Source organism: Pseudoalteromonas sp. MMG033 (assembly GCF_057197785.1).
The window spans coordinates 548,822-566,052 of the sequence record NZ_JBXVAL010000002.1 but is presented as its reverse complement, the minus strand read 5'-3'; the positions used below and the strand labels follow the sequence as shown (position 1 = coordinate 566,052).

2 protein-coding genes (1 of these 2 cut by a window edge) are annotated in these 17,231 nt (G+C 44.1%); both read right to left on the bottom strand.

The window, feature by feature from the left end:
• On the bottom strand, window positions 1–11,220 hold the full coding sequence (locus tag AC2CZC_RS23640) for an amino acid adenylation domain-containing protein (protein WP_484585705.1): 11,220 nt from the start codon (window positions 11,218–11,220) through the stop codon (window positions 1–3).
• A protein-coding gene (locus AC2CZC_RS23635; protein WP_484585704.1) for a non-ribosomal peptide synthase/polyketide synthase crosses the window boundary here: on the bottom strand, window positions 11,198–17,231 show its final stretch. The gene runs 18,071 nt beyond the window's last position; 6,034 of the gene's 24,105 nt are visible here — the last part of the coding sequence; its start codon lies beyond the right edge, outside the window — the gene reads right to left on this strand; its stop codon occupies window positions 11,198–11,200. Before AC2CZC_RS23635 ends, AC2CZC_RS23640 begins: the two co-directional genes overlap by 23 nt.

Below are 17,231 nucleotides of genomic sequence, written 5' to 3'. Positions count from 1 at the left end.
TTAATCCTTATTTTTAACTTCTGATAAGTGCTCAGCTAATTTCTTTAATTCGTTTTCAAAGGTTGTTTTTATTTTATTAAAATCTTCTTCCTTAATATCTGTAGTAAAATATTCAAAGAAGCCAGATAAGTTTTCATGTGGGTGAACTACTAAACTAATTTTGTAAGGACACGGATCGTACTTATCTAAGAGCTCAATTAAGTCATCTTGCCCTGAAGCATCCCCTGGGTTTGATTCTAGTAACTCATTGTTTTGATAGATAATGAGTGAACTAAACCCTGAGTTTTTATAGCTTTTGTTTATTTTTGATACATCTATATACCCATTTCCCTGTCGCTTAATCATTTTTTTATGAAGTAACCGAACAAAATCATCAGTATTCTCGTCATGAGATACATCGATTTTTACTGGAAGAACAGTAAGGGTATTAAAAGTCAATGTATCTAAATCACTAAGGTTTATACTTCTCCCTGAATCAATTGTTGAAAAATACACTGTCGTCTGATTAATCAGCAGTGATAATGTTTTTGCCCAAGCGGCCTCTATCAAAATATAAGGTGTAATTGATAAGCGCTTTGCAGCACTATAAATCATTTGTGAGTGTTTAATTCCTAATGAAAAAGCGGGCTGGCAAACGTTATCTCTGGTTCGGTTGATATAGCTTTGACCGGTATAAAATGGCGTGGAATCAACTAGTGACTTCAATTCATGTTGCCAAAAATCTAAAGCTTTCTCTTGATCTTGGCTTAATTGCCATCTCACATAATCGATACCAGAACTAACTTCAGAGTCTCCTTCTTTAGAAAAACCAAATAGAGTGTTGTAAGTTTCTAGTACGATTTTAGATAAATTCCATCCATCAACTATCGCATGATGAACAAAAAATGCATGATACTGCTCATTGTTTGATGTATTGAAAATAAATATACGAAGCAAAGGAGAAGTAGATACGTTTATCACATCTGACATCCTTTGTTTGATTACTTCATTAACTTCGTTAAAATCATGCACGTCTACTTCATACTGCTCGATATTTGGTTCATCTGTAACTATCTGATATACCCTATCGTTCTCAATATGGAACCTAGAACGTAGTGCCGGGGTCGACTTTGCAGTACTATGCCAAGCATTTAATAGTCCGCCATTAACAGATTTTTCAGCTACTACAGGTTTAACCTTGAATAACATATTTACCCACCACGCTTCGTCCCCAGGATGAGTATATGTGTGTAATAGCCAATCTCTTTGAGTAGCTGTTACAGGGAATATTTGTTCCTGCTTTTTAATGTTTAGCGCTTCGATTAAATAGCGGTCTCTTTGGTCTAATAGCCCACGATCCGTTGATAAAAAGTGCTTGCTGAGCGATAGCTGCTGTACTTCTTGTTCATTTTTCTCAGTTACATAACTGTGTAACTCAGCAATAGTTTGATATTCAAAAAGTACGGAAACCGAAAAATCTATTCCTAATGATTTTTTACACGCACTCACAACACGTATTGCTGAGATAGAATTCCCACCAATTTTGAAGAAGTTGTCGTAAATACCTACTTGTTTTAACTCTAAGACGGTTTTCCATACTTCACACAAACCAGCTTCTAAGTCATTTCTTGGCGCAACATACTGAGCCTTATCCACTAATTCGTGCTCAGGTAGAGCTGCTTTGTCCAACTTACCATTCAGCGTCAGTGGGATCCCTTCAATTTCCATGATACTGCTTGGAAGCATGTAATCAGGTAGCTGCTGGCGTAACTGTTCGTATAGTTCTTCAATCGAGAGAGTGACACCGGCTTGTGGCACAACATAAGCCGCGAGATGCTGACTTTGCGCTTGGTGACGCACTATGACCGCACTCTGTTGTACTCCATCTAAAGCACTCACCGCGTTTTCAACTTCACCTAGCTCAATACGATGTCCACGGATCTTAACCTGGTCATCATTACGGCTGATATACTCTAATTCTCCACTGGGTAGCCAGCGCACAATATCACCGCTTCTGTACAAACGGGTATAGCCTTTGGCTTTGTCAGCTTGACTGGCAAAAGGGTTATCGACAAAACGCTGCGCAGTGAGTTCAGGGCGATTCAAGTACCCGTGCGCCAGACCTGCACCACCAATGTAAAGTTCACCGGGACTGCCGACGGGAGCTAACTCTCCCTTTTCATCCAGCACATACACTTTACGGGTATTAATGGGTTTGCCTATCGGAACCGAGTTGCCTTGTTTACCTTCACAGCGATGAACTGTGGTGAAGGTGGTACTTTCTGTTGGTCCATATCCGTTAAGAATGTATTGAGGCCTAACATCCTGTAGCGCTAAACGTTCTATTAAATGCGGCGTGAGGGCTTCACCTCCCACTAACAGATAGCGCAAGCTGCCAAACACATTTGGTGATTCTATATACAAAGTGTCAAACAAAGTTCGAGTTAGCCAAAGTACGCTAATAGCATGTTCAGTGAGGAGCTGTTCGACATAGTCAACAGTGAGAGGCGCTTTAGATGGCACGACGACTAACTTAGCGCCATGCAGTAATGCACCCCATATCTCAAAGGTTGCAGCATCAAAATTAGGCGATGACAAATGCACTAAAACATCCGTGTTCGATAAATCAATGTAATCAGTGCCTTTCAGTAAAGAAACAACACCTTGGTGTGGGATCATCACCCCTTTGGGTTGACCTGTAGTGCCCGAGGTGTAAATTACATACGCCAAATCTTGAGCGGTGCTGTATGAGTCTAATGGCTCAGTAGAATGCGTTGATGACCATGCCGCGGATGCTGACACCAATGCCATATTGTCACAGTCTATCCACTGTGCCAGTTGCGTTTGATAGTGCGATTCGGTGATGATAAGCCCTGCGTTCGTATCTTCTAAAATATATTCAATGCGAGCATGAGGGTATTCTGGCGATAACGGCACATAGGCACCGCCGGCTTTGAGTATCGCTAAAATACTGACCACCATGTTCACGCTGCGCTCTTGGTATACAGCGATGAGGGTGCCAGCTGTCAATGGTTGACCATGACAGGCTAAATACTGAGTTCTAATTTCTCGGGCTAGGCGGTTAGAAGCTTCGTCCAATGCTTGGTAACTAAGCTCCTGATGCTCATAGACTAAAGCGATAGCTTCTGGGTATAGCTTTACTTGTTCGTTGAACAATTCCGCCAGTGTCTGATCATGCGGGTATGCATTGTCTGTGTCATTCCACATATTCAATAAGTTATCTTTCTCGGAGTTAGACAACATAGGAATATCTGAGATTTGACTGTATTGACCATTAACTAAGCCTGCCAGTACACGCTTATAAATGCATAAAACACGTTCGATACTGTCAACGTCGAACAAGCTCACTGCATAGTTCAACTGGCCTGCGATACTGGCTTGCCCATCGGTCATGACTAAGTTTAAATCAAACTTAGCTGGACTATATGCGTTCTCTTCATCGAGCTGATAAAGGGTTCCAAATGGCAGCGTATTGTCTGTCAGTAATTCACCACCAAAACGCTGCACACTGAACATCACTTGATAAATTGGGTGTCTTGCACGGTCACGCTCGACCTCTAAAAGTTCAACCACCTGCTCAAAAGGCAGCTCTTGGTGTACTTTGGCACCGCTGACCACCTCATGGACTTGTGCAATGAAGTCTTCTAGGCGTTGTGTTTGGTCTACGTGTGTACGCAGTGCGAGGGAGTTCACAAAGAAGCCCACTAAGGATTGCGTCTGTGCATGATGTCGGTTATCTGAAGGCGTCCCTACCACGATGTCTCGTTGACCAGATAAAGCCGATAATGTCAGATAAAAACCACTTAACAACACGGTATACACGGTTGTTTCATGTGTTTTGGCCAGCGCACGTAGCTGCGCCGATAGTTCGCTATCTAGACTAAAGTAGTGATCTCGGCCTTTAAAATCCTGAACTGGCGGCCTGATCTTGTCTGTATACAAACGGAGCGGTTCAACCTCAGCCAACTGTTGTTGCCAGTATGATTGTAACTGCTCAAGGGTTTCCCCTTGCAAATAGCTGCGTTGCCATGCCGCGTAGTCGGCATAGAGAATATCTTGTGCTGGTAAGGAAACGGTTTGTCCGTCACAAAGAGCTTGGTAACACTGCATCAGTTCCTGCATAAAGATATCCAGTGACCAGCCATCAAAGGCAATGTGATGCCACATGATAAGGAGATATCGAGCGCCAGAAACTTCATAGCCTTGTAACGTGAGACTCAATTGTGCGGTCAAATCAAAAGGCGTTGACATACGTTCGGTCAATGCTGCATGTAGGGCTGCCTCATCAGCACATGACTGCCATGTCAGTGACAACGACTGTGCAAGCGGCGTTTGATAGGCATTATCATGCGCGTCATGGAGATAGACCGTTTTTAACACTGGGTGTCTATCTAATAAGAGATTGAACGCGGTCTCTAAATGCGACAGTTGTGCTGCTGGGTCGAGTTTGACCACCATCGGAATATGGTAGGCATCTGAGCCACCCGAGTATTGCTCGATGAACAGTAAACGCTCTTGGGCAAAAGACAGAGGCACCCGCGTTAGGGTCGTCTTTTCAATGATGATGAGCGGCGCATCACTTAAGTTGGCTGCCAGCCCTGCCACCGTTTTATGTTCAAATAACTGTGCTAAGGGAATATCGACACCTAAGGTACGGCGGCTAAGCTGAGTAAGCTTAATCGCCGTGATGGAATTGCCGCCAATATGGAAGAAATTATCGTATACACCCACTTGCTCTAATTCTAAGACAGTTTGCCATATATCACACAAGCTGGCCTCTAGGTCATTTCTCGGGGCAACGTACTGCGCTTTGTCTACCAGTTCGGGCTCCGGCAGCGCTGCTTTGTCCAACTTCCCATTCACTGTCAGTGGGATCCCCGGGATCTCCATGATGCTGCTTGGGAGCATGTAATCAGGTAACTGCTGGCGTAACTGTTCATGCAGCCCCTCAATCGAGAGCGTGACATCGGCTTGTGGCACCACATAAGCCGCAAGGTAATGACTTTGCGCTTGGCTACGTACGATAACGGCGGCATGTTGTACTCCGGCCAATGCACTCACCGCGCTTTCAACTTCACCTAGCTCGATACGGTGTCCGCGGATCTTTACTTGGTCATCAGTACGACTGATATAGACCAATTCGCCATCAGGGAGCCAGCGAACGATGTCACCGGTTCGATATAAACGGGTATAGCCTTTGGCTTTATCCGCCTCACTGGCAAAAGGATTATCGACAAAGCTGTGTGCGGTGAGTTCAGGGCGATTTAAGTAACCGCGTGCCAAACCTGCACCACCAATGTAAAGTTCACCAGGGCTACCCATTGGGGCTAACTTACCCTTTTCATCCAGCACATACACTGTACGGGTATTAATGGGTTTGCCTATTGGAACCGAGTTGCCCTGTTTACCTTCACAGCGATGAACCGTAGTGAAGGTGGTACTTTCTGTCGGTCCATACCCGTTAAGAATGTATTGAGGCCTAACATCCTGTAGCGCTAAACGTTCAATTAAATGCGGTGTAAGGGCTTCACCACCCACTAACAGGTATCGCAAGTTGCCAAACACATTTGGTGACTCTATATACAAAGTATCAAACAAGGTGCGAGTTAGCCAAAGTACGCTAATAGCATGTTCAGTGAGGAGCTGTTCGACATAGTCAACTGTGAGAGGCACCTTAGATGGCACGACGACTAACTTAGCGCCATACAGTAATGCACCCCATATCTCAAAGGTTGCAGCATCAAAATTAGGCGATGACATGTGCACAAATACATCTTTGCTTGATAAGTCGACGTAGTCTGTGTCTTTAAGCAAAGAAACAACGCCTTGGTGTGGGACCATCACCCCTTTGGGTTTACCTGTTGTGCCCGAGGTGTAAATTACATACGCCAGATGACTAGGCGTTAATCCGATAATATCTTTGTCTATATCAACTGTTGGATAGTTTTCTAGTAAGCTATCACGATCAATATTTACAACTTGACCATTAAACTCATTGAGGACATTGGAGGATTGCTCATGGCAGATAATTGTAGTGATATTAGTATCTTTAATAATATAATCTAAACGCTGCTGTGGGTAACTAGGATCTAAGGGCACATAAGCTCCCCCTGCTTTTAATATTCCTAATATCCCTATCATCATCTCAAGGCTTCTCTCAGCACATATACCCACTAAGGTTTCTGGTTTTACGCCTTGTGTTTCTACCAAATGATGCGCAAGTTGATTGGCTTTTTCATTCAGCTCTTGATAAGTAAGTTGTTCACTCTTAAATACAACAGCTATATTGTCAGGGTTATTTTTCGCGTGCGATTCAAATAGCTCTTGGATGCATTTGTCTTTAGGGTAATCCACTGCTGTATCATTAAGTGTATCGATTAAGTGGCGTTTTTCTAACTCTGGTAGTACTGATAAAGATGAGACTTTACTCTCTGGTGACGATAATAAACACTCTGTTAGAGATTTTAGAGCAACTTGCATATAGTCCATCACCCTTTCAGGATCAATGGATGAATCAACTTGCAAACTCATTGAAAAATCAACGCCGAAGTCGTTTACACTCAGGTTGAACGGGTAGTTCGTACGTTCGTGACAATGCACAAGTTCCATATCCAAGGCACCATCAGAACTATTATCGTCACTCTGCACAGGTATTACAGAATGGCGATAATTAAGCATTGCACTAAATAATGGCGTATTATTCGGCAAAGCACTGCAACTTTGCGCCAGCGATAAAGGAGTTTGCTCATATGCTAACAAGTCTCTTAAACACGCTTGTACTTCTTCTACAAAATTTTCAACAGTAACATCCATTAATCGCAAACGAATAGGCAGTGTATTAATAAATACACCTAGCATTTGTTCTCCACCTGCTAAGCCTTGTAAACGTCCTGACATGACCGTCCCAAAAACAACATCTTGATGACCACTGCATGCTGATAAAACCATTGCATAGGCTGCATGAAAAATACTCGCGGGACTGAGTTGAAGTTGTCGTGATAGCTGGCGAATATTTAGAGCTACTGCATCAGGGATATCTGCGTGAAGTTCTTCAACGGCGTCAGCTTTAGCCTGTATGTCTACCAAACCAAATGGCAATGTGGGCTCTTCCATATCACCTAACATCTCTTTAAAATAAGTCTCTGCCTTTGAAACTGAAAAGTAATGCTGGGTATGCGCGATGAAATCGCGATAAGGGGTAATGGCGGCCAGAGAAGCTGTTTGACCCTGGGAGAAATACTTCAACTCATGTTGAATAACTTCTAACCCAACATGGTCGACCAACATGTGATGTAATTGGAATAGTACGTAATGACAACCCTGTTGATTATCGCTTGCGATTTGTATTTGCATCAATGGTGCTTGTGTTAAGTCGATCCACTGATTTTGTGGTAAGCACTTCTCTAACATGGCACTTTTTACATCAATGTCATCATTCAAAGATAGCCACTCGACAGGTAACGACACTTCACGACACACAACTTGCACAGGCTCAGACAAATTTTCATGAAGAATCAATGTTCTGAGTATATCGTGACGCTTAACTAGAAACTTTATACCCTCAATAAATGAATGAACTGCATCAAGTGTAAACATATTAAAAAGTAGCGGAGTGACATAAGGGTCACTGCTGTTACTCATAAGATGTGTGTAAAATATACCTGTCTGTAAAGGCCCTAGAGGATAAATGTCTTCAATATTTTGTATGCCATATGGAACATGCTGGGTTATATAGTTAATCTCTTCAGTAGTTAATTGGACTAAAGGCAGCATTTCCGGGGTTATATGCTGACAACCTGTAGGGATAAGGTTTTCAGGTACTTCAAAAGAAACTCGTCTGCGTAGCTCAAAATTTTCATCAACTAGCTCTGCTAATTGTTGTAAGTTGCTAGTTTCAAATATATCTTTCGCTTCTATGTATAACTTGTGCTTTTTTCCTTTATCAGCCAGCTTCATTGTCAGTAACGAGTGTCCTCCTAAAGCAAAGAAGTTTGCTGTGGTGCTAATGTTGTCCTCTTTGATGTTCAACAGTTCAGACCATATCCTTACCAGAACTTTCTCTGTTTCCGTATTTGGAGCAATATACTCCCCTTGTAAAGCGCCATCATCGGGAACTGGTAACGCTTTTTTGTCTACCTTACCATTCGCCGTCAATGGAATTTTATCAACTTCTATTAAACTACTTGGCACCATATAATCTGGCAAAAATGTGCGTAACTGCTTTTCAATAGTCTCAATTGATAACAACTGGCTCTTGTCAGTGACAAAGTAAGCGACTAAAAATTGGTTGTCTTGCCTTGCTAGGTCAAATACAACTGCTTGTTTTATTCCCTCCAATGAGGTTAGAGCATTTGTAATTTCATCCAGCTCAACTCTAAACCCTCTGATTTTTATTTGATCATCAATGCGGCCAATATATTCAAGTTCTCTATTGGATGACCAACGGACTAGATCTCCGGTCCTATATAGACGTTCACTACATCCTAATATGGTGTCATCGTAATATGGATTTTCTATAAACTTTGATGCGGTGAGTTCTTTGAGGTTGAGGTATCCTCTAGCAACACCAGCGCCACCTATGTACAACTCTCCGGAGACGCCATTTGGTACCAACCTTTGTTGTTCATCAAGAACATATAAACTTACATTACTGATTGGCCCACCAATGGTTACTTTCTCCGTTACATCCAACTGTTTTATCGTTGCACATATTGAAGATTCAGTGGGTCCGTATGCGTTGTAAAAACATACGTTATCAGCCCATTGCTGCTTGAGCGACTCATCACATGCCTCCCCTGCCACAGTGACATGAGATACGTAGGGCACATTACCAGGATCAAGTAACTTCAACATAGATGGAGTCATCATCAGGTGAGTAACTTTGTGTGTGTTTATTTGCTCAGATAAATCGGACGAATTATCTGACAAACACAATGTCGCACCTCTGCTTAGAGCAATAAAGATCACCCAAGTAGCGGCATCAAAATTTAGTGAGGTGTTTTGGAAAAATACACTATCTCTATCTATGCAAATTGCGTCTGCATTATCGGTGATGGTATTGATTATACCTTGATGCTCAATCAAAACACCTTTAGGTTTACCCGTCGTACCAGAGGTATAAATAACGTAAGCTAAGTCATTACCTTGTATAGGAAGTGTCAAATCGGTATTTGTGCAATCGCCCTCACACTCGTCAATACTTGTTAATATGGGCTCCAGTGCCATTTGAGAGGTTAATTCTTTAAGCTTTTCTAGGTGGATAGTCTGGGTTAAAACCATAGGAGTAGCAGTATCAGATAGCATAAATGATACACGCTGCTCTGGTAGCTCTGCTGAAATTGGAACATAAGCCCCCCCAGCTTTCAAAATGGCTAGCAGTCCCACAACCATGTCAATACTACGCTCTACATACAAACCAATAATGGTTTGTGCAGGCATCGGCTGAGAATGCTGATTGTGATAGTTGTCCCGTATCTTACAAGCTAAACGATTTGCTTTTTCGTTTAATTCATAATAGTTAATAGATTCAGAGCCAAATATTACTGCGGCTTGGTTTGGCACCTCTAAGACTTGAGTTTCAAATAAAGAGTGAAGGCCGTTATGCTCTTTTTGTTCGCAATATGTATTATTGAAATCTACTAAAAGTTGCTGCTGTTCTTGCTCTGAAAGGAGTGGTATATCAATTAGTCGATTATATTTACCACTCACCATGGCTTTGAGTATGCGTGTATACAAGCTCAATAGTCGCTCAATAGTCTCGGCTTCAAACAAGCTCAGTGCATAGTTCAGCTGACCAGAAATACTTGGTTGGCCATCTGTAATGACTAAGCTCAAGTCAAACTTTGCTGGGCTATATAAACTTTCAGGCCCAAATTCATCCACTGTCTTAAATGGCAGTCCTTGTTCAGTATCTAAAGCCCCCCCAAAACGCTGCACACTAAACATCACTTGATAAATTGGATGCCTTGCACTGTCTCGCTCTACTTCCATTAGTTCCACTACGTTCTCAAAAGGGAGTTCTTGGTGAACTTTTGCACTACTTATTACTTCATGAATTTGTGCAATAAACTCCTCTGGGCTTTGTGTCTGCTCTATCTGTGTGCGCAGTGCTAGAGAGTTAACAAAAAAGCCCACTAAGGATTGCGTTTGTTCATGGTGTCTATTCTCTGATGGAGTTCCTACCACGATATCTTTTTGACCTGATAAGGCCGATAACGTGAGGTACAAGCCACTTAATAACACCGTATACAAGGTTGTTTCTTGCTTTTTGGCCTGTGTGCGTAATTGCTCTGAAAGCTCAGTATCTAAATTAAAGCTGTGATCTCGGCCTCTAAAATCTTGAACTGGCGGCCTAACTTTGTCAGTGTGCAAGCACAACGGTTCGATGCCAGCTAGACGCTGTTGCCAGTATGATTGCAACTGCTCAAGGGTTTCGCCATGTAAGTAGGTGCGCTGCCATGCAGCGTAATCCCGATAATCGATGTGAAGCTTAGGTAAATCAATAACTTTACCATCCTTCAGTGCGTTATAAGCATGTGTTAATTCGTTAAAGAATACACCTAAAGACCAACCGTCAAATGCAATGTGGTGCCAAAGGAGTAGTACATATTGCCCCGCTTCTGATTGGTAGTGCTTAACACGAAAACTAGGCTCCTTTTCTAAGTTAAATGGCTGCTCAAAATCCTTAATAAGCTGCTGCTTAAAATCATCTTCATTTAAGTTCGTTGAACTTGCCTTAATTTCTTGTTCTAAAACTTTCTGATGTATATTGTAATGGTCGTCATATTGATAAACAGCTTTGAGCACCGGGTGACGTTCAACAACTATATTGATAGCTCTCATCAGAAGATCAAAGTTTGTATCAGGTAAGAGTTTAAATAAGCTAGGTATATGGTATGCGCTAGACGTCTTATCAGACTGGCTAATGATAAACAAACTTTGTTGTGAGAAAGAGACCGGGTAGCAATCGTTATCCTGATCTTTTAAAATTTGATTTTCTCTAAAATCTTGTTTGCTGTGGATACCATTAAAGTCTAGTAGATCTAATAGTCGCTTTTTGTTTTCTTTAATTACAGGGAGTAGCTTATTTAAATCAAGGTTTTCTTTAGAACCAGACATTTTCAAAGCGCCGGATTCAGCCCAGATAGAAGCTTGTGCTTTTCTTATTTCTTTGATTAAAAATAACATGGATACTTCACTATATTTCAAAAATAATTTCATCTTCATAACAACTAAGTTGCTGCTCAATTAGAACTGCTAAGCAATTGATCATTGGGTTGTTATACAAATCGCTAATATTGATATTTACATCTAGTTCGCGTTTTATTTTCGCGATTAAACGTGTGGCTTGAATTGAATTGCCCCCGATGTAGAAAAAGTTATCGTTGATACCCACTTGCTCTAACTCTAAGACGGTTTGCCATATTTCACATAAGCTCGCCTCTAGGTCATTTCTTGGGGCAACGTACTGCGCTTTGTCTACCAATTCGGGCTCCGGCAGCGCTGCTTTGTCCAACTTACCATTCACTGTCAGTGGGATCCCCGGGATCTCCATAATGCTGCTTGGGAGCATGTAATCAGGTAACTGCTGGCGTAACTGTTCATGCAGCCCCTCAATCGAGAGCGTGACATCAGCTTGTGGTACCACATAAGCCGCAAGGTAGTGAGTTTGTGCTTGGCTACGTACGATAACGGCGGCATGTTGTACTCCGGCCAATGCACTCACCGCGCTTTCAACTTCACCTAGCTCGATACGGTGTCCGCGGATCTTCACTTGGTCATCAGTACGACTGATATAGACCAATTCGCCATCAGGGAGCCAGCGTACGATGTCACCGGTTCGGTATAAACGGGTATAGCCTTTGGCTTTGTCCGCCTCACTGGCAAAAGGATTATCGACAAAGCTGTGTGCGGTGAGTTCAGGGCGATTTAAGTAACCGCGTGCCAAACCTGCACCACCAATGTAAAGTTCACCAGGGCTACCCATTGGGGCTAACTCACCTCGGTCATCAAGCACATAAAAGCGTTTATTATCTAGCGGGTGGCCAATGGGTGCTTCCCCTGCGTGTGTATCAAAATGATAAGCACTGGCAAACACCACGGTTTCAGTTGGGCCATACACATGTATAAATTGAATGGCTTGGTATTGCTCGATGGCGCGCTGTACAAGTTGCACGTCAGCGGCTTCACCGCCAAACAAGACATTTTTCACATTGGTATTGTCTAACGCACCTGCTTTAACAAGTTGATTGAACAATGCGGTGGTGGTGAAGAACGTATCGATATTATGCTGACGTAATGCATCATTAAAGCGGGTCGTATCGAGTAAGGTGTCTTTACCGAACAAATGACAGCTTGCGCCTTGTAATAAGCTATAGAATGCATCAAACACAAAGCCATCAAATGAGTAAGGCGCTAGACTGGCGACTCGGTTGACACGAGCACGATCCACATAGGCTTGGTTGAAGACAAATGCGGCAGCGGCTTCATGCTCCACCATGACCCCTTTGGGTTTTCCAGTGGTGCCCGAGGTATAAATCACATACGCCAAATCATGTGCCGCACTGTACGCCTCTACTGGTGCTGATGAGTGAGCTGCTGACCAAGCTGCAGAGGCACATACCATGGCGAGGTCGCCCTGCTCTAACCACTGTGCCAGTTGCGCTTGATGCTGAGGCTCCGTGACGATGAGCCCTGCGTTCGTATCTTCTAAAATATATTCAATGCGAGCATGAGGGTATTCTGGCGATAACGGCACATAGGCACCGCCGGCTTTGAGTATCGCTAAAATACTGACCACCATGTTCACGCTGCGCTCTTGGTATACCGCAATGAGGGTACCAGCTGCCAATGGTTGACCATGACAGGCTAAATACTGGGCTCTAATTTCTCGCGCTAGGCGGTTAGAAGCTTCATCCAATGCTTGGTAGCTGAGCTGTTCATCGTCACACACCAATGCAATCGCCTCAGGGGATTGTTGCGCTTGAGTACTGAACAACTGTGCCAGTGTTTGCGCCTGTGGATACGCCTTGTCTGTGTCATTCAACGTATTCAATAAGGTGTCGCGCTCTGTGTCACACAGCAGAGGAATATCACCCACTTGGGTATATTGGTCACTGACCAAGCCGGTTAGGACACGTTGATACAAGCGCAATAGACGTTCGATACTGTCAACGTCGAACAAGCTCATCGCATAGTTCAACTGGCCTGAAATGCTGGCCTGTCCATCGGTCATGACTAAGTTCAAATCAAACTTAGCTGGACTATATGCGTTCTCTTCATCGAGCTGATAAAGGGTTCCAAATGGTAGCTTATTGTCTGTCAGTAATTCACCACCAAAACGCTGCACACTGAACATCACTTGATAAATTGGGTGCCTTGCACTGTCTCGCTCGACCTCTAAAAGTTCAACCACCTGCTCAAAAGGCAGCTCTTGGTGCACTTTGGCACCGCTGACCACCTCATGGACTTGTGCAATGAAGTCTTCTAGGTGTTGTGTTTGGTCTACGTGTGTACGCAGTGCGAGGGAGTTTACAAAGAAGCCCACCAAGGATTGCGTCTGTGCATGATGGCGATTTTCCGAAGGCGTCCCTACTACGATGTCTCGTTGACCAGATAAAGCCGATAATGTCAGATAAAAGCCACTTAACAACACGGTATACACGGTTGTTTCATGTGTTTTGGCCAGCGCACGTAGTTGCGCTGACAGTTCACTATCTAAACTAAAGTGGTGATCTCGGCCTTTAAAATCCTGAACTTGAGGCCTGATCTTGTCTGTATACAAACGGAGCGGTTCAACCTCAGCCAACTGTTGTTGCCAGTATGATTGTAACTGCTCAAGGGTTTCCCCTTGTAAATAGCTGCGTTGCCATGCTGCGTAGTCGGCATAGAGAATATCTTGTGTTGGTAAGGAAATGGTTTGTCCGTCACAAAGGGCTTGGTAACACTGCATCAGTTCCTGCATAAAGATATCCAGTGACCAGCCATCAAAGGCAATGTGATGCCACATGATAAGGAGATATCGAGTGCCAGAAACTTCATAGCCTTGTAACGTGAGACTCAATTGTGCAGTCAAATCAAAAGGCGTTGACATACGTTCGGTCAATGCTGCATGTAGGGCTGCCTCATCAGCGCATGACTGCCATGTCAGTGACAACGACTGTGCAAGCGGCGTTTGATAAGCATTATCATGCGCGTCATGGAGATAGACTGTTTTTAACACTGGGTGTCTATCTAATAAGAGATTGAACGCGGTCTCTAAATGCGACAGTTGTGCTGCTGGGTCGAGTTTGACCACCATCGGAATATGGTAGGCATCTGAGCCACCCGAGTATTGCTCGATGAACAGTAAACGCTCTTGGGCAAAAGACAGAGGCACCCGCGTTAGGGTCGTCTTTTCAATGGTGATGAGCGGCGCATCACTTAAGTTGGCAGCCAGCCCCGCCACCGTTTTATGTTCAAATAACTGCGCTAAGGGAATATCGACACCTAAGGTACGGCGGCTAAGCTGAGTAAGCTTTATCGCCATGATGGAATTGCCGCCAATGTGGAAGAAATTATCGTATATCCCCACTTGCTCTAACTCTAAGGCGGTTTGCCATATTTCACACAAGCTCGCCTCTAGGTCATTTCTTGGCGCAACGTACTGCGCTTTGTCTACCAGTTCGGGCTCCGGCAGCGCTGCTTTGTCCAACTTCCCATTCACTGTCAGTGGGATCCCCGGGATCTCCATGATACTGCTTGGGAGCATGTAATCAGGTAACTGCTGGCGTAACTGTTCATGTAATCTCTCAATCGATATGGAAGCACCTGATTTTGATACGACATAGGCTGCAAGGTAATGACTTTGCGCTTGGCTACGCACAATGACCGCACTCTGTTGTACTCCATCCAAAGCACTCACCGCGTTTTCAACTTCACCTAGCTCAATGCGATGTCCACGGATCTTTACTTGGTCATCATTACGGCTGATATACTCTAATTCTCCACTAGGTAGCCAGCGCACAACATCACCGGTTCGATATAAGCGGGTATAGCCTTTGGTTTTATCCGCCTCACTGGCAAAAGGATTATCGACAAAGCTGTGTGCGGTGAGTTCAGGGCGATTTAAGTAACCGCGTGCCAAACCTGCACCACCAATGTAAAGTTCACCAGGGCTACCCATTGGGGCTAACTTACCCTTTTCATCCAGCACATACACTTTACGGGTATTAATGGGTTTGCCTATTGGAACCGAGTTGCCCTGTTTACCTTCACAGCGATGAACCGTGGTGAAGGTGGTACTTTCTGTCGGTCCATACCCGTTAAGAATGTATTGAGGCCTAACATCCTGTAGCGCTAAACGTTCAATTAAATGCGGCGTGAGGGCTTCACCACCCACTAACAAGTAGCGTAAGCTGCCAAACACATTTGGTGACTCTATATACAAAGTGTCAAACAAGGTGCGAGTTAGCCAAAGTACGCTAATAGCATGTTCAGTGAGCAGCTGTTCGACATAGTCAACTGTGAGATGCGCCTTAGATGGCACGACGACTAACTTAGCGCCATACAGTAATGCGCCCCATATTTCAAAGGTTGCAGCATCAAAATTAGGCGATGACATGTGCACAAATACATCTTTGCTTGATAAGTCGGCGTAGTCTGTGTCTTTAAGCAAAGAAACAACGCCTTGGTGTGGGATCATCACGCCTTTGGGTTGACCTGTAGTGCCCGAGGTATAAATCACATACGCTAAGTCTTCAGCGCAGCTGAATGCATCAAGTGGCTCGCAACTGTTAGAGGATGACCAAGCTGCAGAGGCACATACCATGGCGAGGTCGCCCTGCTCTAACCACTGGGCTAGGTGTGCTTGGTGCTGAGACTCTGTGACGATGAGCCCTGCGTTCGTATCTTCTAAAATATATTCAATGCGAGCATGAGGGTATTCTGGCGATAACGGCACATAGGCACCGCCGGCTTTGAGTATCGCTAAAATACTGACCACCATGTTCACGCTGCGCTCTTGGTATACTGCAATGAGGGTACCAGCTGCCAATGGTTGACCATGACAGGCTAAATACTGGGCTCTAATTTCTCGTGCTAGGCGGTTAGAAGCTTCATCCAATGCTTGGTAGCTGAGCTGTTCATCGTCACACACCAATGCAATCGCCTCAGGGGATTGTTGCGCTTGAGTACTGAACAACTGTGCCAGTGTTTGCGCCTGTGGATACGCCTTGTCTGTGTCATTCAAGGTAGTGAGCAAGGTCTCTCGCTCAGAGTCACACAGCAGAGGAATATCACCCACTTGGGTATATTGGTCACTGACCAAGCCGGTTAGGACACGTTGATACAAGCGCAATAGACGTTCGATACTGTCAACGTCGAACAAGCTCACTGCATAGTTCAACTGGCCTGAAATACAGGCCTGTCCATCGGTCATGACTAAGTTCAAATCAAACTTAGCTGGACTATATGCGTTCTCTTCATCGAGCTGATAAAGGGTTCCAAATGGTAGCGTATTGTCTGTCAGTAATTCACCACCAAAACGCTGCACACTGAACATCACTTGATAAATTGGGTGCCTTGCACTGTCTCGCTCGACCTCTAAAAGTTCAACCACCTGCTCAAAAGGCAGCTCTTGGTGTACTTTGGCACCGCTGACCACCTTATGGACTTGTGCAATGAAGTCTTCTAGGTGTTGTGTTTGGTCTACGTGTGTACGCAGTGCGAGGGAGTTTACAAAGAAGCCCACCAAGGATTGCGTCTGTGCATGATGGCGATTTTCCGAAGGCGTCCCTACTATGATGTCTCGTTGACCAGATAAAGCCGATAATGTCAGATAAAAGCCACTTAACAACACGGTATACACGGTTGTTTCATGTGTTTTGGCCAGCGCACGTAGTTGCGCTGACAGTTCACTATCTAAACTAAAGTGGTGATCTCGGCCTTTAAAATCCTGAACTGGCGGCCTGATCTTGTCTGTATACAAACGGAGCGGTTCAACCTCAGCCAACTGTTGTTGCCAGTATGATTGTAACTGCTCAAGGGTCTCCCCTTGTAAATAGCTGCGTTGCCATGCTGCGTAGTCGGCATACACAATATCTTGTGCTGGCAATGAAATGGTTTGTCCGTCACAAAGGGCTTGGTAACACTGCATCAGTTCCTGCATAAAGATATCCAGTGACCAGCCATCAAAGGCAATGTGATGCCACATGATAAGGAGATATCGAGCGCCAGAAACTTCATAGCCTTGT